16 protein-coding genes and 1 tRNA gene are annotated in these 17,232 nt (G+C 66.5%); 4 read left to right on the top strand and 13 right to left on the bottom strand.

What is annotated here, in order from left to right:
- Nucleotides 1–4: 4 nt before the first annotated feature.
- From KF892_04645 to rpsB, 6 genes are all read right to left on the bottom strand, one after another.
- Complete coding sequence (locus KF892_04645; GenBank protein ID MBX3624281.1) at nt 5–859, bottom strand: phosphatidate cytidylyltransferase; 855 nt, start codon at nt 857–859, stop codon at nt 5–7.
- Between the two features lie 4 nt (nt 860–863).
- Nucleotides 864–1,553, bottom strand: coding sequence for a di-trans,poly-cis-decaprenylcistransferase (gene uppS / locus KF892_04650; protein ID MBX3624282.1), 690 nt, complete (start codon nt 1,551–1,553; stop codon nt 864–866).
- A gap of 56 nt (nt 1,554–1,609) precedes the next feature.
- Nucleotides 1,610–2,170, bottom strand: coding sequence for a ribosome recycling factor (frr, locus tag KF892_04655; GenBank protein ID MBX3624283.1), 561 nt, complete (start codon nt 2,168–2,170; stop codon nt 1,610–1,612).
- Nucleotides 2,171–2,185: 15 nt separating this feature from the next.
- The gene (gene pyrH / locus KF892_04660; GenBank protein MBX3624284.1) at nt 2,186–2,896 is read right to left on the bottom strand and encodes a UMP kinase; all 711 of its coding nucleotides are present in this window, start codon (nt 2,894–2,896) and stop codon (nt 2,186–2,188) included.
- Between the two features lie 118 nt (nt 2,897–3,014).
- A complete protein-coding gene (locus KF892_04665; GenBank protein MBX3624285.1) occupies nt 3,015–3,911 on the bottom strand; it encodes an elongation factor Ts in 897 nt (298 codons plus the stop codon).
- Nucleotides 3,912–4,040: 129 nt separating this feature from the next.
- Nucleotides 4,041–4,787, bottom strand: coding sequence for a 30S ribosomal protein S2 (gene rpsB, locus KF892_04670; protein MBX3624286.1), 747 nt, complete (start codon nt 4,785–4,787; stop codon nt 4,041–4,043).
- 166 nt (nt 4,788–4,953) lie between these two features.
- On the opposite strand from rpsB, the gene KF892_04675 reads away from it, so the two are divergent.
- The 3 genes from KF892_04675 to KF892_04685 are packed head-to-tail and all read left to right on the top strand — an operon-like array spanning nt 4,954 to nt 9,116.
- Entirely contained in the window at nt 4,954–6,303 is a 1,350-nt protein-coding gene (locus KF892_04675) for an amidase (protein ID MBX3624287.1), read from the top strand.
- A complete protein-coding gene (locus KF892_04680; protein MBX3624288.1) occupies nt 6,303–7,643 on the top strand; it encodes an FAD-dependent oxidoreductase in 1,341 nt (446 codons plus the stop codon). Before KF892_04675 ends, KF892_04680 begins: the two co-directional genes overlap by 1 nt.
- A 3-nt stretch (nt 7,644–7,646) precedes the next feature.
- Complete coding sequence (locus KF892_04685) at nt 7,647–9,116, top strand: NAD(P)H-hydrate dehydratase (GenBank protein MBX3624289.1); 1,470 nt, start codon at nt 7,647–7,649, stop codon at nt 9,114–9,116.
- Between the two features lie 4 nt (nt 9,117–9,120).
- Here the strand turns inward: KF892_04685 and rnr are convergent, their stop codons facing one another.
- A complete protein-coding gene (rnr, locus tag KF892_04690; GenBank protein MBX3624290.1) occupies nt 9,121–11,385 on the bottom strand; it encodes a ribonuclease R in 2,265 nt (754 codons plus the stop codon).
- A gap of 13 nt (nt 11,386–11,398) precedes the next feature.
- On the opposite strand from rnr, the gene KF892_04695 reads away from it, so the two are divergent.
- A tRNA-Leu gene (locus KF892_04695) sits at nt 11,399–11,483 on the top strand.
- A gap of 149 nt (nt 11,484–11,632) precedes the next feature.
- On the opposite strand, the gene KF892_04700 is transcribed toward KF892_04695, so the two are convergent.
- The 6 genes from KF892_04700 to hflK all read right to left on the bottom strand — a co-directional run bounded on the left by KF892_04700 (nt 11,633) and on the right by hflK (nt 17,228).
- Nucleotides 11,633–12,154, bottom strand: a complete 522-nt coding sequence (locus KF892_04700) for a phosphoribosyltransferase (protein MBX3624291.1) — start codon at nt 12,152–12,154, stop codon at nt 11,633–11,635.
- 19 nt (nt 12,155–12,173) lie between these two features.
- Nucleotides 12,174–13,505, bottom strand: a complete 1,332-nt coding sequence (locus KF892_04705; GenBank protein ID MBX3624292.1) for an adenylosuccinate synthase — start codon at nt 13,503–13,505, stop codon at nt 12,174–12,176.
- Nucleotides 13,506–13,546: 41 nt separating this feature from the next.
- Nucleotides 13,547–14,710, bottom strand: a complete 1,164-nt coding sequence (locus KF892_04710; protein MBX3624293.1) for an ATP phosphoribosyltransferase regulatory subunit — start codon at nt 14,708–14,710, stop codon at nt 13,547–13,549.
- A gap of 75 nt (nt 14,711–14,785) precedes the next feature.
- Complete coding sequence (locus tag KF892_04715; protein MBX3624294.1) at nt 14,786–14,974, bottom strand: DUF2065 domain-containing protein; 189 nt, start codon at nt 14,972–14,974, stop codon at nt 14,786–14,788.
- A gap of 14 nt (nt 14,975–14,988) precedes the next feature.
- Nucleotides 14,989–15,891: a protease modulator HflC gene (gene hflC, locus KF892_04720; protein ID MBX3624295.1), complete on the bottom strand. Its 903-nt coding sequence runs from the start codon at nt 15,889–15,891 to the stop codon at nt 14,989–14,991.
- Nucleotides 15,892–15,914: 23 nt separating this feature from the next.
- Complete coding sequence (gene hflK / locus KF892_04725; GenBank protein ID MBX3624296.1) at nt 15,915–17,228, bottom strand: FtsH protease activity modulator HflK; 1,314 nt, start codon at nt 17,226–17,228, stop codon at nt 15,915–15,917.
- Nucleotides 17,229–17,232 lie beyond the last annotated feature (4 nt).

Genomic DNA, 17,232 nt, shown 5'->3' on the forward strand with positions numbered 1-17,232 from the left:
TTGCTCAGAAATTGCCGAGCGTGCTCAGCGCCATCGCGATGGGAAACACAGGCAGCAGTGCGTCGACCCGGTCGAGCACCCCACCATGCCCTGGCAGCAGGTTGCTGCTGTCCTTGGCCCCGGCGCTGCGCTTCACGAGCGATTCGACCAGGTCCCCTACCACGCTCATCGCGCTAAGGAAGACGAGCGCCAGCACGAGCCCCGGCACGCCCAGGCGCTCCAGCAGCACAGTGAAAAGGCTGGCCGAGTCGACGGCAGGCAGCTGCCAGTGACGATCAGCCCAGGTCCACGCCCAGGCCAGGGCTTGCACGCCGACCATCCCGCACCACACCCCTTCCCAGCTCTTGCCGGGACTGATGGCGGGCGCGAGCTTGCGCCGGCCGAAGGTCTTGCCGCCGAAGTAGGCGGCGATGTCGGCCACCCAGACGAGGCAGAAGACCGAGAGCAGGAAGTTGATGCCGGCCGCCTTGGCACTCGAGAGCGCGAGCCAGGCCGTCCAGATCGCGGCCATGCCGATCAGCCAGCGGGCCACGCGAGGCAGGTGCGGCCATGATCCGACGCCCACCTTCAGCGCGAGCGCACCACCCAAGACCCATACGGCGAATGCCAGCCACCAGGCCGCGCTCGGCCCCACGCGCACCCAGCCCGCCCACAGCGCCACGCCGCAGGCGGCCGCCGTCACAAGGCCCATCGCCACCGCAGCCGCGGAAGATGCACCGTTGAGGCGCCCCCACTCCCAGGCCGCGGCGCCCGCCATCGCCAGCATCAGCAGGGCGAACGGCCAGGCCATCGGCGCAAAGAGCGCCGGCAGCAAGACGAGCAACATGACGACCGCGGTGATGACACGTTGCTTCAACATGGTGTCAGGCCTTCGCCAGTGCCGCGGCGTCGGCCGACGACACCAGCCCGAAGCGGCGATCGCGCCGCGCGTAATCGGCCAGTGCCGCATCGAGTTCAGCCTCGCCGAAGTCGGGCCAGAGGCAGTCGCTGAACACGAACTCCGAATACGCCGACTGCCAGAGGAGGAAATTGCTCACGCGCTTTTCGCCGCCGGTGCGGATGAAGAGATCGGGGTCGGGCGCGAAGCTCATCGCCATGTAGCGCGAGAGCGTGGCCTCGTCCAAAGCCTCCGGTGCCACACCATCGGCGATCGCCTTCTGGCAGGCCTGCACCACGTCCCAGCGGCCGCCGTAGTTGAACGCGACCGACAGGTTGATGCGGGTGTTGTGGCGCGTGGACTCCTCGGCACGGTCGAGCGCCGCGCGCACCGCGGGCGCGACGTGGGAACGATCCCCGACGATGCGGATGCGCACGCCCTCGCCCACCATCTTGGTGAGGTGCTTCGAGACGGTGGAAATGGCCAGGCTCATCAGCCCCGACACCTCATCGGCCGGGCGCTTCCAGTTCTCGGATGAGAACGCGAACACCGTGACGTACTCAACCCCGCGGTCAGCGCAGGCCTTCACCACCCCAACGAGTGCGTCGACCCCAAACTTATGCCCGACGAAGCGGGGCATGAAGCGCTTCTTGGCCCAGCGGCCATTGCCATCCATCACGATGGCGATGTGGCGTGGGACGCGCTGCGCTGAGTCCACGAAGGCGCTGTGTGTCAGACGGCCATGATCTCGGCTTCCTTGGCCGAGGTGAGGCGGTCGATTTCCGCAATGATGCGGTCGGTGAGCTTCTGCACCTCGTCGAGCGAGCGACGCTCGTCGTCCTCGGTGATGAGCTTGTCTTTGAGGAGCTTCTTGGCCTGGTCGTTGGCGTCGCGGCGCAGGTTGCGCACCGCGATGCGCGAATCTTCAGCGGCCGAACGCACCACCTTCGTCAGATCGCGGCGGCGCTCTTCAGTCAATGCCGGCAGCGGCACACGCAGCAGGTCGCCTTGTGCGGCGGGGTTGAGCCCCAGGTCCGACTCGCGGATGGCTTTCTCGATTTTCGGGCCCATGCCCTTTTCCCAGGGCTGCACGCTGATCGTGCGGGCGTCGAGCAGGCTCACGTTGGCGACCTGGCTGATGGGAACCATCGAGCCGTAGTAGTCGACCTGCACCTGGTCGAGGATGCCAGGGTGGGCGCGGCCGGTGCGGATCTTGCCGAGTTCGTTCTTGAACGATTCGATGGACTTGGCCATCTTCTGTTCTGCGTTCTTGCGGATGTCTGCGATGCTCATTTCAGTGCTCCTGCCTCACACGTGCACCAGAGTGCCTTCGTCTTCACCCAGCACCACGCGCTTGAGCGCGCCGGCCTTGAAGATGCTGAAGACCTTGATCGGCAGCTTCTGGTCGCGGCACAGCGCGAAGGCGGTTGCGTCGAGCACCTGCAGGTTGCGGGTGATGGCTTCGTCGAACGTGACCCGGCTGTAGCGCGTGGCGCTCGGGTCTTTCTTGGGATCGGCGGTGTAGACGCCGTCGACCTTGGTGGCCTTGAGCACGATCTCGGCGCCGATCTCGGCGCCGCGCAGTGCCGCGGCCGTGTCGGTGGTGAAGAAGGGGTTGCCGGTGCCGGCAGCGAAGACCACCACCTTGCCTTCTTCGAGGTATTGCAGCGCCTTCGGGCGCACGTAGGGCTCGACGACCTGCTCGATGCCGATGGCCGACATCACGCGCGCCGTCATGCCCTCTTGCCGCATGGTGTCGGCCAGCGCCAGCGAGTTCATCACCGTCGCGAGCATACCCATGTAGTCGGCCGTCGCCCGGTCCATGCCGACCGAGCCGCCCGCCACGCCGCGGAAGATGTTGCCCCCGCCGATCACCACCGCCACTTCGCACCCGAGCTGCGTCACTTCCTGGATCTCGCGCACCATGCGAACGATGGTCGCGCGGTTGATGCCATAGGCATCGTCGCCCATCAGGGCTTCGCCAGAAAGTTTGAGCAGGATGCGCTTGTAGGCTTGCATTCAGTTTCCTCGTGAAGTCGACTTGTGGTCAGACGGACTTGCGGTCAGGACGGGGTGGATTGAGTCTATCCGCGAAGCCGGGCCCGAAGGCCCGGCGTGCGACGGCTCAGTGTGGGTTTCAGGCGCCCTTGGCAGCCGCCACTTGCGCCGCCACTTCGGCAGCGAAGTCGTCGACCTTCTTCTCGATGCCTTCACCGACCACGTAGAGCGTGAAGCCCTTGACCGTGGTGTTGGTCGACTTGAGGTACTGCTCGACGGTCTGCTTGCCATCAGCGGCCTTCACGAACACCTGGTTCAGCAGACTGACTTCCTTCAGGTACTTCTGCACCGAGCCTTCGACCATCTTGGTGACGATGTCGGCCGGCTTGCCCGATTCGGCAGCCTTCAGCGACGCGACCGAGCGCTCCTTCTCGATCAGGGTGGCCGGCACGTCGTTCGCCGACAGCGACACCGGCTTCATGGCGGCCACGTGCATGGCCACGTCCTTCGCCGCGACTTCATCACCGTCGAACTCGACGACCACGCCGATGCGGGTGCCGTGCAGGTAGCTGGCGAGCTTGCCGCCATTGGAATAGCGCTTGAAGCGGCGGAACGACATGTTTTCGCCGATCTTGCCGACGAGGCCCTTGCGCACGTCTTCCAGGGTCGGGCCGAAACCGTCTTGCGAATAGGGCAGCGCGCCCAGCGCCGCCACGTCGGCCGGGTTGCTCTTGGCGATCAGCTCGGCCGCAGCCTTGGCGAGGGCCAGGAACGAGTCGTTCTTGGTGACGAAGTCGGTTTCGCAGTTGACTTCGAGGATGGCACCTGTCGTGCCTTCCACGGCCGCGGCGACCACGCCCTCGGCGGTGATGCGCGAAGCAGCCTTGCCGGCCTTGCTGCCCAGCTTGACGCGCAGCAGCTCTTCCGCCTTGTCGAAGTCGCCGTCGGCTTCGGTGAGTGCCTTCTTGCACTCCATCATCGGGGCGTCGGTCTTGGCGCGCAGCTCGGCGACCATGCTTGCGGTGATTGCAGCCATCTCAAATCTCCTGTTGCTCGGGGTCGACTGCAGGCGCCGACCACCGGAATCGTCATGCGTTGGTTGAAAAAAAGGGGCTGTCAAAGCCCCTTTTCATGCTCACCCGGCAGGTGAGTCGGGGCGAGCCGCTCAGGCGTTCTCGCTGACTTCCACGAATTCGTCGCCTTCGGCCGACACAGCCTGGACCACTTCGTTCGTGGCGTTGGCCTTGCCTTCCAGCACGGCATCAGCCACGGCACGGGCGTACAGCGCGACGGCCTTCGACGAGTCGTCGTTGCCCGGAATCACGTAGTCGATGCCGTCGGGCGAGTGGTTGGAGTCCACCACGCCGATCACGGGAATGCCGAGCTTCTTGGCTTCAGCCACGGCGATCTTGTGGTAGCCGACGTCGATGACGAAGATCGCATCGGGCAGGGCGTTCATGTCTTGAATGCCGCCGATGTCCTTCTCGAGCTTGGCCAGCTCGCGCTGGAACAGCAGAGCTTCCTTCTTGATACGGATTTCAGAGCCCGATTCGACCTGGGCTTGCATGTCCTTCAGCTTCTTCAGCGAGCCCTTGACCGTCTTGAAGTTGGTCAGCATGCCGCCGAGCCAGCGCTGGTCGACGTAGGGCATGCCGGCGCGCTTGGCTTCCTGCACGATCACTTCGCGCGCCTGGCGCTTGGTGCCGACCATCAGGATCGTGCCGCGCTTGGCGGCGAGCTGGCGGATGAACTTCATCGCGTCGAGGAAGAGCGGCTGCGTCTTCTCGAGGTTGATGATGTGGATCTTGTTGCGATGGCCGTAGATGTACGGGGCCATCTTGGGGTTCCAGAAGCGCGTTTGGTGCCCGAAATGGACGCCGGCTTCCAGCATTTCACGCATGGTGACGGACATGAATCACTCCAAAGGTTGGTTCTAGAATCCGGCCAGAATCGCCAGCGCTTTTTCGTAAAGCGGGCGACACCTTCAACGGCCGGATTCGCGATTTGTTCACCCACGCCAGCCCGACATGGGCGGCACTCAGGTAAACCCGCGGAGTATAGCAGGCACTCTCCCACCCATGACGAATGACCTGACCGCCGCCCGAGCCGCCCTGCTGCAAGGGCGCACGACGGCCGCCGAGTCCTTGGCCACCAGCTTGCAGGCCGCCGGGAGCGCCGCCAACGCCAAGACGTATCTCAAGCGCTTCGATGCCCAGGCGATGGCCGCTGCGGACAGCGTCGATCGGCTGCACACGGCCGGCGCGCCACTCCCCGCCCTCGCAGGCCTCGCGGTGAGCGTGAAGGCCTTGTTCGACGTGCAAGGCCACACCACGACGGCCGCGTCCCGCGTGTTGGCCGATGCGCCCGAGGCACAGACCGACAGCCCTGCGGTCGCACGACTGCGCGCCGCCGGTGCCGCGCTCACCGGCCACACCAACATGACCGAGTTCGCGTTCTCCGGAGTGGGCTTGAACCCTCACCACGGCACGCCGGCGAACGCAGGCACGTCGGCCCTCGATCCTGAACCGCGCATCCCCGGCGGTTCGACCTCCGGCGGCGCCGTCTCGGTCGCCAGCGGCGCGGCATGGGCCGCCCTGGGCTCCGATACCGGCGGCTCGATCCGCATCCCCGCCGCGCTGCAAGGGCTGGTCGGCTTCAAGAACACCGCCAGGCTGACACCCACCGAGGGCGCCATTCCGCTGTCGACCACTCTCGACACCGCCTGCGCCATCACCCGCTCGGTGCGCGATGCGGTGCTGCTGCACGAAGTGCTGGCCGCACGCAGCGCCAGCCTGCCCGGCCGCCCGATCAATGCGCTCCGGCTCGCCGTGCCCGCGCCGCAACTCGAGGGCCTGGACGAGACCGTGGCCCGCGCCTTCGAGCGCACCGTCGCCAGGCTCAGACAAGCCGGTGCACAGATCGACACCATCGCCCTGCCCGAACTCGGCGACCTCGCCGCGATCAACGCCACCGGTGGCTTCTCTGCCGCCGAAAGCTGGGCCTGGCACCGCCATCTCTTGAAAGAACACCAAGCCGACTACGACCCACGAGTCGCACTGCGCATCCGCCGCGGTGAAACGATGTCGGCCGCCGACTACCTCGACCTCACGCGCGCCCGCGCCGACTGGATTGCCCGCATGACCCTCACGCTGCGCCGCTACGACGCGCTGATCAGCCCCACCGTCCCCATCGTCGCACCCACCATCGCCAGCGTGGCGAGCGACGAGGCCTTCTTCGCCGCCAACACCCTGCTGCTGCGCAACCCCTCCGTCGTGAACATGCTCGACGGCTGCGCACTGTCCCTCCCCTGCCACACGCCGGATGAGCTGCCCGTGGGCCTGATGGTCTGGAGCCACGCACTCCAAGACGACACCGTGCTCGACGCCTCGCTCGCCATCGAAGCCACGCTTGCGAAGGAGCGCTCCTGATGCGCGTCGCCGTGATCGGCGCCGGCATCGTCGGCGTGACGTCTGCCTATGAGCTGGCGGCTGATGGACACGATGTGACGGTCTTCGAGCGGCGCGGCAGCGTCGCCGCCGAATCAAGCTTCGCCAACGCCGGCGTGATCGCGCCCGGCTACGTGACCCCCTGGGCCTCGCCCGGCATGCCGTGGCATGTGATGAGCCACCTCTTTCAACGCCACGCACCGGTGCGGCTCAACGCGCGCCTGAGCGCGTCGACACTCGGCTGGATGTGGCGCTGGTGGCGAGCCTGCCGCCCGGCCGCCTATCGAAGCAACCGCAATCACCTGCGGCGTCTGGCCACCTACAGCAAGCAGCGTCTGCACAAACTCACCCAGACCTTGCAGCTCGACTATGAGCGTGCAGAAGGCTACCTCGTGCTGTTGCGCAGCGCGCGCGAAGCCGAGCGCGCACAAGCCGGCCTGACCCTGCTGACTGAAGCCGGCATCCGGCACCACTTCCTCGACGCTTCGCAATGCCGCCAGGTCGAGCCGGGGCTGAGCGCTGACGCACCGCTGCACGCTGGCATCCATCTGCCGCAAGACGAGGTGGGCAACTGTCGCCAGTTCGCGCTGCTGTTGCGCACCGAGGCCGAGCGCCTGGGTGCGAAGTTCCGCTTCCACACCACCGTGCAGAGCCTCATGCCGGGCAGCAGGCCGACGCTGACCAAGGTCTATTCGCCGATGGAGGAATCGACCTGGGTGAGCGCCGACGCCGCGCGCCTCGACGGCCCACCGACCGACGTGCTGCCCTTCGAACCCGAGACCGAGACCTTCGACGCCGTCGTCATCTGCGCCGCCGTCGACTCGACCACGCTGCTGCGCCCGCATGGCTTGAAGCTGCCGCTGGCGCCGGTGTATGGCTACTCGGTCACGGCGCCGCTGCGCAAGCTCGACGTGCACCCCGACATGGGCCCGCGCTCGGCCGTGATGGACGAGCGCTACAAGGTCGCCGTCAGCCGCATCGGCTCGCGCCTGCGCGTGGCTGGCAGCGCCGAGATCGGCGGCCGGCCCGGGCAGCATCACAAGGCGGCGCTCGCCACGCTCTACAAGGTGCTCAACGACTGGTTCCCCGGCGCCGCGCACATGAGCCAGGCCCAGGTGTGGAAAGGCGCGCGCCCCATGCTCCCCGACGGCCCCCCCCTGCTGGGAGCCAGCGGCCTGCCGGGGGTTTGGCTCAACCTCGGCCACGGCTCCAGCGGTTGGGCGCTGGCCTGCGGCTCGGCTCGTGTGGTGGCCGATGCGGTGTCATCGCGCGCTGCCGCCATCGACACCGAAGGCCTCGGCCTCGAACGCCTGCGGCACTGAGCCATGCAGCGCATCCTGCCCACCCGGCGCGACTGGCCTCTGCACGATGTGGCCGCGTCGCGGCTGATCGAGCAGCAGGCGCAGGTGGGGTTGCCACCTCACACCCTGATGCAGCGAGCGGGCGCGGCAGTTGCCGCACTCACGCGCGCATTGCATCCGCACGCACAACGCGTGTGGATCGCCTGCGGCCCCGGCAACAACGGCGGCGACGGGCTGGATGCCGCGATCCATCTGCTTGCCGCAGGCTGGTCGGTCGACGTCACGTTGATCGGTGACCCCGCACAGCTACCGGCGGATGCGGCCGATGCCTACGCGCGAGCGCGCGCGGCTGGCGTCCCGGTCGGCACAAGTACCCGGCCTGCCCGCGCACCCGATGTCGCCATCGATGCCGTGCTGGGCCTGGGCAGCCGCCGGCCGCCAGCCGGTGAGCTTGCCGCGCTCATCGAAACCCTGAATGCCCTCACCTGCCCGGTGTTGGCGGTCGATCTGCCCTCCGGATTGAATGCAGACACTGGACAGGCGCATGGCGAGGCCTGCGTCGTCGCGGATCACACGCTGTCGCTGCTGACGCTCAAGCCGGGTCTCTTCACAGGCGCGGGGCGAGACCATGCGGGCGAGGTGTGGTTCGAGTCCTTGGATGTCACACACGATGGCGCGAGCACCAGGCTCGGTGGTGCTCCAGCGCTGGCTCACCACCACCGCCATGCCCAGCACAAAGGGAGCTTCGGCGACGTCGCCGTGGTCGGCGGCGCCGCGGGCATGGCGGGTGCGGCATGGCTCGCTGCGCGTGCAGCGCATGCAGCGGGCAGCGGCCGCGTGTACGTCGATATGCTCGACCCCGCGGCAAGGCTGGATGCCGGACGGCCCGAGCTGATGGTCCGCCCCGGCTGGTGGCAGCCCGCCACCGCCGAATCGAGCACCGTGGTCGCCGGCTGCGGCGGCGGCACGGCGATCCGCCAGGCACTGCCTCGTTTGTTGAGCACTGCCGGCCGGCTGGTGCTGGATGCTGATGCCCTGAATGCGGTGTCGGCCGATCCCACACTGGCCAGCCTTTTGTCGGCACGTCGTTCGCGTCAGCGCGAAACGGTGCTGACCCCTCATCCTCTCGAAGCCGCGCGACTCTTGAATACCGACACCACGAGCGTGCAGTCAGACCGCCTCGCCGCCGCTCGCCGTCTTTCGCAGCAATTCGGCAGCGTCGTTGTGCTGAAGGGCTCGGGGTCGGTGATTGCAGCCCCCGACGGCACGCTGTGGATCAATGGCACCGGCAACGCCGCCCTCGCGAGCGCTGGCACAGGCGACGTGCTCGCAGGATGGATCGGCGGCTGCTGGTCGGCGTCGGGCAGCAACGCGCTGGATGCAGCCCGTCATGCCACCTGGCTGCACGGCCTGGCCGCCGAGCGCAGCCCAACGGCGCCGCTGCGGGCGGCCGATCTGATCGAGGCCATGCACAGCGCAGCGCCGCAGCGCTGAGGGCTCAGCGCCGGCGCGCCGTCTTGCCGCTGGCTTTGCGGGCCGCCGACTTGGCCGCACGCACCGGGTGTGCGCCGCTCTTCTTGCCGGAGACGCTCTCCTTGCGGGCTCTCGTCGCGGCTTTCACCGCACGGTCGGCCTCCTTCACCGCGGCCAGCTCGGCGACGGCGCCCTTGCCGGCACCCGCCTTGTCGCGCTTCGCACGCGCCTGCAGCACGCCGTCTTCGCCTTCGTGGACCATGCGGAAGTCGATCTTGCGGCCGTCAAGGTCGACGCGACTCACCTGCACACGCACGCGAGACCCGATGGCGTAGCGCACACCGGAGCGTTCGCCCCGCAGTTCCTGTCTCGCTTCGTCGAAGCGGAAATATTCGCCGCCGAGTTCGGTGATGTGGATCAGGCCTTCGACGTACAAGCTGTCGAGCGTCACGAAGAGCCCGAAGCTCGTCACGGCGCTCACCGTGCCGCTGTACTCCTCACCCAGGTGCTCGCGCATGAAGCGGCACTTGAGCCAGGCTTCGACATCACGCGAGGCCTCGTCTGCACGGCGCTCGTTCGCGCTGCAATGTGCGCCCACGCCTTCCCACCGCTCTTCTTCCGCGTGCGAGTTCTTCCTCGACTTGCCCGCAGCCTCGATATGGCCGCTCAGGAGGCTGTAGCGCTTGCCCAACAGCAGCGCCTTGATGACCCGGTGCACCAGCAGGTCGGGGTAACGGCGGATCGGGCTCGTGAAGTGCGTGTAGGCCTCGTAGGCCAGCCCGAAGTGGCCGCTGTTGACGCCGGTGTAGATGGCCTGCTGCATGGATCTCAGCAGCATGGTGTGGATCTGCTGGGCGTCGGGGCGGTCTTTGGTCGCGGCGGCGATGGCCTGGAACTCACCGGGCTTCGGATCGTCGCCCACGTTCATGCCGAGGCCGAGCTGCCTGAGGTAGTTCTGCAGCAGCGTCTTCTTCTCGGGTGTCGGCCCTTCGTGCACGCGGTACAGCGACGAATGCTTGGCCGATGCGATGAAGTCGGCCGAGCACACATTGGCGGCCAGCATCGCCTCTTCGATCAGCTTGTGCGCTTCGGTACGCGTGCGCGGCACGATCTTCTCGATGCGACCGTTGTCGTCGCAGATGATTTGCGTCTCGGTCGTCTCGAAGTCGACCGCTCCGCGTTTGGCGCGGGCCTTGAGCAGGGCGCGGTAGACCTCGTGCAGGTGGAGCAGGTGCGGCACCAGGTCCTTGCGGCGTGCCGCCTCCGGACCGCGCGTGTTCGCCAGGATGGCGGCCACCTCGTTGTACGTGAAGCGCGCGTGCGAGCAGATCACGGCCGGGAAGAACTGGTAGGCGTGAATGTCGCCCTCTTTCGTGATGAGCATGTCGCACACCATCGACAGCCGGTCTTCGTTCGGGTTGAGCGAACACAGTCCGTTGGAGAGCTTCTCCGGCAGCATCGGGATCACGCGGCGCGGGAAGTACACCGACGTGGCGCGCTCATACGCGTCGTCGTCCAGCGGCTCACCGGGCTTCACGTAGTGGCTCACGTCGGCGATCGCCACCACGAGGCGATAGCCGTCGAACGCGCTCTTGCCACGGCCGTGCTTCGCGGGCTCGCAATACACAGCGTCGTCGAAGTCACGGGCGTCTTCGCCGTCGATGGTGACGAGCGGCACGTCGGTGAGGTCGATGCGATCACGCTTGTCGGCGGGGCGCACCTTCTCGGGCAGGCTGGCCGTCTGCGCCAGAGTCTCCGGCGAGAAACGATGCGGCACTTCGTACTTGCGCACCGCGATCTCGATCTCCATGCCGGGGTCGTCGATCTCGCCCAGTACTTCGGTCACGCGGCCCATCGGCTGCGAATACAGCGACGGGGGCTCGGTCAGCTCGATGGCGACGACCTGGCCTGCGGTCGCGTTCGCGATCGCGTTCTTCGGGACCATGATGTCCTGACCGTAGCGCTTGTCTTCGGGCGCCACGAGCCAGATGCCGCTCTCGTGCAGCAGGCGGCCGATGATGGGCGTCTTGCGGCGCTCGAGGATCTCGAGCACGCGGCCCTCGGGGCGGCCCTTGCGGTCGTAGCGCACCACGCGCGCCTTCACACGATCGCGATGCAGCACCGCACGCATTTCCTGCGGCGAAAGATAGAGATCGGGCTGGTTGTCATCGCGCACGACGAAGCCGTGTCCATCGCGATGACCTTGCACTGTCCCTTCGACTTCGCTCATCAGCTCAGCGCCGATGGCAGTCGTGTTTGAAAATTTCGATTGTTTGATGATATAGTCCAAGACTTCCTGAAATGCCCAGGTGGCGGAATTGGTAGACGCACTAGTTTCAGGTACTAGCGGGTAACTCCGTGGAGGTTCGAGTCCTCTCCTGGGCACCAAGTGGTTGAAGAGATAGAAAAAGAAAAGCGTGGAATGAAGAGGCCTGCATCATGCAGGCCTTTTTGTTTGTGCGCTCGTTTGTTGATGCGTTGAATGGGGCCATCGTTGCCGCCTCGCCGCACCTGAACCTGAACGCGCAGGCGGTCAATCAGATCGCAAACTTCCGCGCCAGGCCGTCCGGGCGCAGCTCGTCGTACTCTTCGAACGGCTGATGGATCCATGGGCTCGTGGGCAGCAATTCGACGTAGTAGTCGGGCGTGTAGCTCGACACGCCCTTGGTCCAGATGACCGCAGAGCGCAGCTCGGTGATGGCCGGCATGCTGCGCAGGCGCTCCACCACCGCCCTGAGCGTGACGCCGGAGTCAGCCAAGTCGTCCACCAGCAGGATGCGACCCGCCAGCTCGCCCTTGGGCAGCGTGATGTACTTCGCCATGTCGAGCCGGCCTTGGATGGTGCCGGCCTCGGCGCGATACGAACTCGTCGACATGATGCCGAGCGGCTTGTCGAACACCCGCGACAGCACGTCACCCGGGCGCATGCCCCCACGCGCTAGACACAGGATCTGGTCGAACTGCCAGCCCGATGCATGCACCTTGAGCGCCAGGCGCTCGATCAACAGGTGGTATTCGTCCCAGGAGACGTAGAGGTGTTTGCCGTCTTCGGTCAACATTCAGGAAGCTCCTTCTGCCTCAAGCCTGATAGGGATGGCGCAACAGGATGGTGTGGTCACGGTCGGGGCCGGTGGAGACCATGTCGATCGGCGCACCGATGAATTCCTGCACACGTTCGAGGTAGCGGCGCGCGTTCAGCGGCAGCTGATCCCACTGCGTGATGCCCGCGGTCTTCTCGGTCCAGCCCGGGAAGGTGTCGTAGATGGGCACGCAAGCGTCGATCTCGTCGGCATCGAGCGGCAGGATGTCGAGGCGCTTGCCGTTGAGGTCGTAGCCCACGCAGACCTTGATCTCGGCCAGGCCGTCGAGCACGTCGAGCTTGGTGATGCACAGGCCGGAGATGCCGTTGATGATGATCGAGCGCTTGAGCAGCGCGGCGTCGAGCCAGCCACAGCGGCGCGGACGCCCGGTCACCGTGCCACGCTCCTGGCCGACGACGGAGAGGTGGTTGCCGACGGTGCCCGGCGTGTCCCACTCGAGCTCGGTCGGGAATGGGCCGCTGCCCACGCGCGTGGTGTAGGCCTTGGTGATGCCGAGCACGTAGTGCAGCATGTCCGGGCCCACGCCGGCGCCGGCGGCGGCGTTGCCCGCCACGCAATTGCTCGAGGTCACATACGGGTAGGTGCCGTGGTCGATATCGAGCAGCGTGCCCTGTGCGCCTTCGAAGAGGATGTTGTCGCCCTTCTGGCTCGCGGTGTAGAGCTGATAGCCCACGTCGGCCAGCATCGGCTTCAGCGCCTCGGCAACCTTCATCGCATGGTCGAAGATCGGCTGGAACTCGAGCGGCTTCGACTTGAGGTACCCGCTAAGCGCGAAGTTGTGCAACTCGAGCAGTTCGCGCAGCTTCTTCGCAAAGCGCTCGGGGTGCTTGAGGTCCTGCACGCGCATCGCGCGGCGTGCAACCTTGTCTTCGTAGGCCGGCCCGATGCCCTTGCCAGTGGTGCCGATCTTGCCGGCGCCACTGGTCTCGCGCAGCGCCTCGCGCGCACGGTCCACTTCCACATGGAACGGCAGGATCAGCGGGCATGACTCGCTGATGTACAGGCGCGAGCGCACGTCGAGGCCGATGGCCTCCAGGCGCTCGATCTCGCTCAGGAGGTGGCTCGGGTCGACCACCACGCCGTTGCCGATGAAGCACTTCACGCCGTCGCGCATGATCCCCGACGGGATCAGCTGCAGCGCCGTCTTCACGCCCTTGATGACGAGCGTGTGGCCGGCGTTGTGGCCGCCCTGGAAGCGCACCACCGCCTGCGCGTGGTCGGTCAGCCAGTCGACGACCTTGCCCTTGCCTTCGTCACCCCACTGGGTGCCCACGACGACCACGTTGTGGCCGCTGCGCTTCTGTTGCATTGCTGAATCCGGTTTGCTTGAAGAATGAATGTGCTGCAGCGTCAGAGCGCGCGCACGAGCCATTGGCCCTGGACTAGGGCAAGTTCACGGTCGCAGGCGAATTCTTCGCCTTCATGCTCGTGCCCCGGCAGGATGCAGACCACCGACTCGCCCTGCTCACGCAAGGCACGCACGGCAGCGCGCAGCTCCGGCTGCTCGCCCCAGGGCGCACGAATGGCCGGGCGCATGGAGCGCACAGGCGCCACTGCCACCAGTTGCTTCAGGTCCATGCTGAAGCCGGCCGCCGGGCGATTGCGGCCGAAGACAGCCCCCACCTCGTCGTAACGCCCACCTCGCACCAGCGCATCGCTGGTGCCGGCCGCGTAGATCGCGAAGCGGGCGCCGCTGTAGTACGCGTAGCCGCTGTGGTCGGCCAAGTCGAAGCCGATGCGCACATCTGGATATGCCTGTCGCAGGTGCTGCGCGAGCCAGCCCAGGTCGTCGAGCGCAGCATGGATCAGCGGGTGCGCTGGCAATTCCTGGCGTGCAGCCTGCAGCACGTCTTGGCCCCCATAGAGCCTGAGCAGCGCACCCAGCCCCTGACGTGCCGAAGCCGGCAAGGTTGCCGAGGCAGCCTCCATTGCCGCCTGGTCCTTCGCGGCGAGTGCCGCGTAGACCTGCCCGAGCACCGATGAGTCGAGCGACAGCCCGGCCAACACACCGCGCACGATGCGTGCATCGCCCATGTCGAGCGTCAGCTGGGTGATGCCGGCGCGGCGCAGCGCATCGAGCGCCAGTTCCTGCACTTCCAGGTCGGCCTCCAAGCCGGCATGGCCGTAGATCTCAGCGCCAAATTGCAGCGGTTCTCGTGTGCCATGCAGGCCATCAGGCCGGGTGTGCAGCACCGGCCCGCAGTAGCAAAGGCGCGTCACGCCCTGGCGATTGAGCAGATGTGCGTCGATGCGGGCGACCTGCGAGGTCGTGTCGGCACGTACACCCAAGGTGCGGCCACTCAATTGGTCGACGAGCTTGAAGGTCTTGAGGTCCAGTTCGCGGCCGGCACCGGACAACAGCGACTCGAGGTGCTCCAGCAGCGGCGGCATGACGAGTTCGAACCCGTAGCCGCGAGCGCCGTCGAGCAGGTCGCGACGGAGTTCCTCGATGCGTCTGGCCTGCGCGGGCAGGACGTCAGCAATGTGCTCGGGCAGCAGCCAAGCAGACGACATGTGAAATGACCGGGGGATTAAAAACAAGATTGTACCGGCCGGCTGAGCCCGGCCGGCTGCTGTTACCGCGCGGCGTCAGGGCCAGATCAGCAGCAGGGCGATCAGCCCCAGGACCATGCTGGTGAGGCCAAGGAAGCGGAGCTGCCCGTCCGAGAGCTGCAAGGCCCGCTGAAAGACCTGCCGCCACGCCCCCGGGCTCAGGAACGGCAACAGGCCCTCCACCACCAGCATCAGGGCCAGGGCGCTGAGCAGCAGATCCGACATGGCGGACGCCCGCCCTACTCGCTCTTCTTCTTGCCGGAGACCGATGCTCCACCCATCTCACCCCGCATCGCGCGGAAGAACTCGCTCGACGGGTCGACCACCATCACGTCGGAACGGTTCTGGAAGCTTGCCCGATAGGCCTCGAGGCTGCGGTAGAACTTGGCAAACTGCGGGTCGCGGCCAAACGCCTCGGCGTAGATCGCCGACGCCTTCGCATCGCCCTCACCCTTGATCGTCTGTGCATCGCGGTAGGCCTCGGCCAGGATCACTTCGCGCTGGCGCTCCGCGTCGGCACGGATCTTTTCCGCCTCGGCCGCGCCCGTGGAGCGCAGCTGGTTCGCCACGCGCTTGCGCTCCGACTCCATGCGGCCATAGACCGAGCCGGTGATGTTGGCGGAGAAGTCCACGCGCTTGATGCGCACGTCGATGATCTCGATGCCGAAGCTCTTGGCTTCGTCGGCGAGGCGCGTTCGCACGCCCTGCATCACGTTGTCGCGGTCGGTGGAGAGCATGGCCTGCACCGTGCGCTTGGTGACTTCCTCGTTGAAGGCGCCTTGCACGATCGGGCTCAAGCGTGCCTCGACGTTGCGCATGTCGGTGCCGCTGTTGCGGATGAACTGGCGCGGCTCGGTCACGCGCCACTTGACGAGCCAGTCGATCACGAGGCTCTTCTTCTCGGCGGTGAAGATGGGGCGGGTCTCGGGGCTGTCGAGCGTCTGCACCCGGCGGTCAAGGAAGACGACGTTCTGCAGCGGAGGCGGCTGCTTGAACTTGAGTCCTGGCTCGGTGATGACTTCCTTGATCTCGCCCAGGGCATAGACGACGGCAAACTGCTTCTGGTCCACGATGAAGAGCGTGGAATACACCAGCATCAGCAGCACGATGAAGCCGATGGCGAAGGTTCCGATTCGATTCATGGTCTTGTGCTTTCTGCCCTGATTCAACGTGCGTCGCGGTCGCGGCTTCGCTGCCCGTCACGCAGGCGCGCGTCTGCCGCGCTGCCGGGTGCAGACGTCGACGACCCGGTGTCGGCCGGCGAGGTGGTGGCCGGCTGCGCCGACGAGGGCGCTGCGGATTGCTGGATCAGCTTGTCCAGCGGCAGGTACAGCAGGTTCGAGTTGTTGCGACCATCGACCATCACCTTGCTCACACCGGCATAGATGTCGCGCATGGTGTCGATGTAGATGCGGTCACGCGTGACGGAGGGAGCCTTCTGGTATTCGGACAACACGCGACTGAAACGCTGCGCGTCACCCTCGGCACGTGCAATCACGCGAGCCTTGTAGGCTTCGGCCTCTTCATGGAGGCGGGCCGCACTGCCGCGGGCCTTCGGGATCACGTCGTTGGCATACGCCTGGCCTTCGTTCTTAGCCTTTTCGCGGTCAGCGCCGGCACGGAAGGCGTCGTCGAAAGCGGCCTGCACCTGCTCGGGCGCCTGCACGCTGCCAACGTTGACGTTGACCACCAGGATGCCGGTATTGAGCCGGTCAAGCTGGGCCTGCAGCAGGGCCATCAGCTGCGACGAGATCTCGTCACGCTGCTCGTAGAGCACCTGGTCCATGTTGCTCTTGCCCACGATCTCGCGCACGGCCGACTCGGCAGCCTGGATCACCGCCTCATCGGGCTTGGCGTTTTCGAACAGGTAGGCGCGTGCGTCCTTCAGCCGGTATTGCACGGTGAAACGGATGTCGACGATGTTCTCGTCTTTCGTGAGCATCGACGATTCGCGCAGGCCCGTGGCCTGCACCACGGCGCTGCGCCCCACTTCCACCGAGCGAAGCTGCGTGACGGCCACGACCTCGTTCGCCTGGAACGGGTACGGGAAGCGCCAATTGAAGCCGGCGTCCACCGTGTGGCTGTACTTGCCGAACGAGGTCACCACGGCCTGCTGGCCTTCTTGCACGATGAAGAAGCCGCTGGCGGCCCACACCAGCACCACGAGGCCCGCCACGAGGCTGATGCCGATGCCAGTGCCGCGCATGTCGGGCTGGAAGTTGGGGCCGCCGTTACCCGTGCCGTTCGAGCGCTGCTTGCCGCCGAAGAGGCCACTCAACTTGCGATTGAAATCGCGCCAGAGTTCATCGAGGTCGGGCGGCCCATCGCCTCGCCCGCCGTTGTTGAGCACCAGCTCGGGGCGGCGGCCGAATCGCCCACGCACCGTGTGCCACGCCCCGGTCAAGAGGGCACGGGCCGCAGCGGCCACCTCGCGCAGGTGCACGGGCTGGTCGCCGGAGAAAGAAGAAGTAGCGCTCATGGTC

The sequence above is a fragment of the Rhizobacter sp. genome (assembly GCA_019635355.1).
Classification (GTDB): Bacteria; Pseudomonadota; Gammaproteobacteria; order Burkholderiales; family Burkholderiaceae_C; genus Rhizobacter.

Coding starts and splice junctions, on each gene's coding strand:
- KF892_04645 (MBX3624281.1), bottom strand. CDS start 859: ATGTTGAAGCAACGTGTCATCACCGCGGTCGTCATGTTGCTCGTCTTG.
- uppS (MBX3624282.1), bottom strand. CDS start 1,553: ATGGATGGCAATGGCCGCTGGGCCAAGAAGCGCTTCATGCCCCGCTTC.
- frr (MBX3624283.1), bottom strand. CDS start 2,170: ATGAGCATCGCAGACATCCGCAAGAACGCAGAACAGAAGATGGCCAAG.
- pyrH (MBX3624284.1), bottom strand. CDS start 2,896: ATGCAAGCCTACAAGCGCATCCTGCTCAAACTTTCTGGCGAAGCCCTG.
- KF892_04665 (MBX3624285.1), bottom strand. CDS start 3,911: ATGGCTGCAATCACCGCAAGCATGGTCGCCGAGCTGCGCGCCAAGACC.
- rpsB (MBX3624286.1), bottom strand. CDS start 4,787: ATGTCCGTCACCATGCGTGAAATGCTGGAAGCCGGCGTCCATTTCGGG.
- KF892_04675 (MBX3624287.1), top strand. CDS start 4,954: ATGACGAATGACCTGACCGCCGCCCGAGCCGCCCTGCTGCAAGGGCGC.
- KF892_04680 (MBX3624288.1), top strand. CDS start 6,303: ATGCGCGTCGCCGTGATCGGCGCCGGCATCGTCGGCGTGACGTCTGCC.
- KF892_04685 (MBX3624289.1), top strand. CDS start 7,647: ATGCAGCGCATCCTGCCCACCCGGCGCGACTGGCCTCTGCACGATGTG.
- KF892_04700 (MBX3624291.1), bottom strand. CDS start 12,154: ATGTTGACCGAAGACGGCAAACACCTCTACGTCTCCTGGGACGAATAC.
- KF892_04705 (MBX3624292.1), bottom strand. CDS start 13,505: ATGCAACAGAAGCGCAGCGGCCACAACGTGGTCGTCGTGGGCACCCAG.
- KF892_04710 (MBX3624293.1), bottom strand. CDS start 14,710: ATGTCGTCTGCTTGGCTGCTGCCCGAGCACATTGCTGACGTCCTGCCC.
- KF892_04715 (MBX3624294.1), bottom strand. CDS start 14,974: ATGTCGGATCTGCTGCTCAGCGCCCTGGCCCTGATGCTGGTGGTGGAG.
- hflC (MBX3624295.1), bottom strand. CDS start 15,891: ATGAATCGAATCGGAACCTTCGCCATCGGCTTCATCGTGCTGCTGATG.
- hflK (MBX3624296.1), bottom strand. CDS start 17,228: ATGAGCGCTACTTCTTCTTTCTCCGGCGACCAGCCCGTGCACCTGCGC.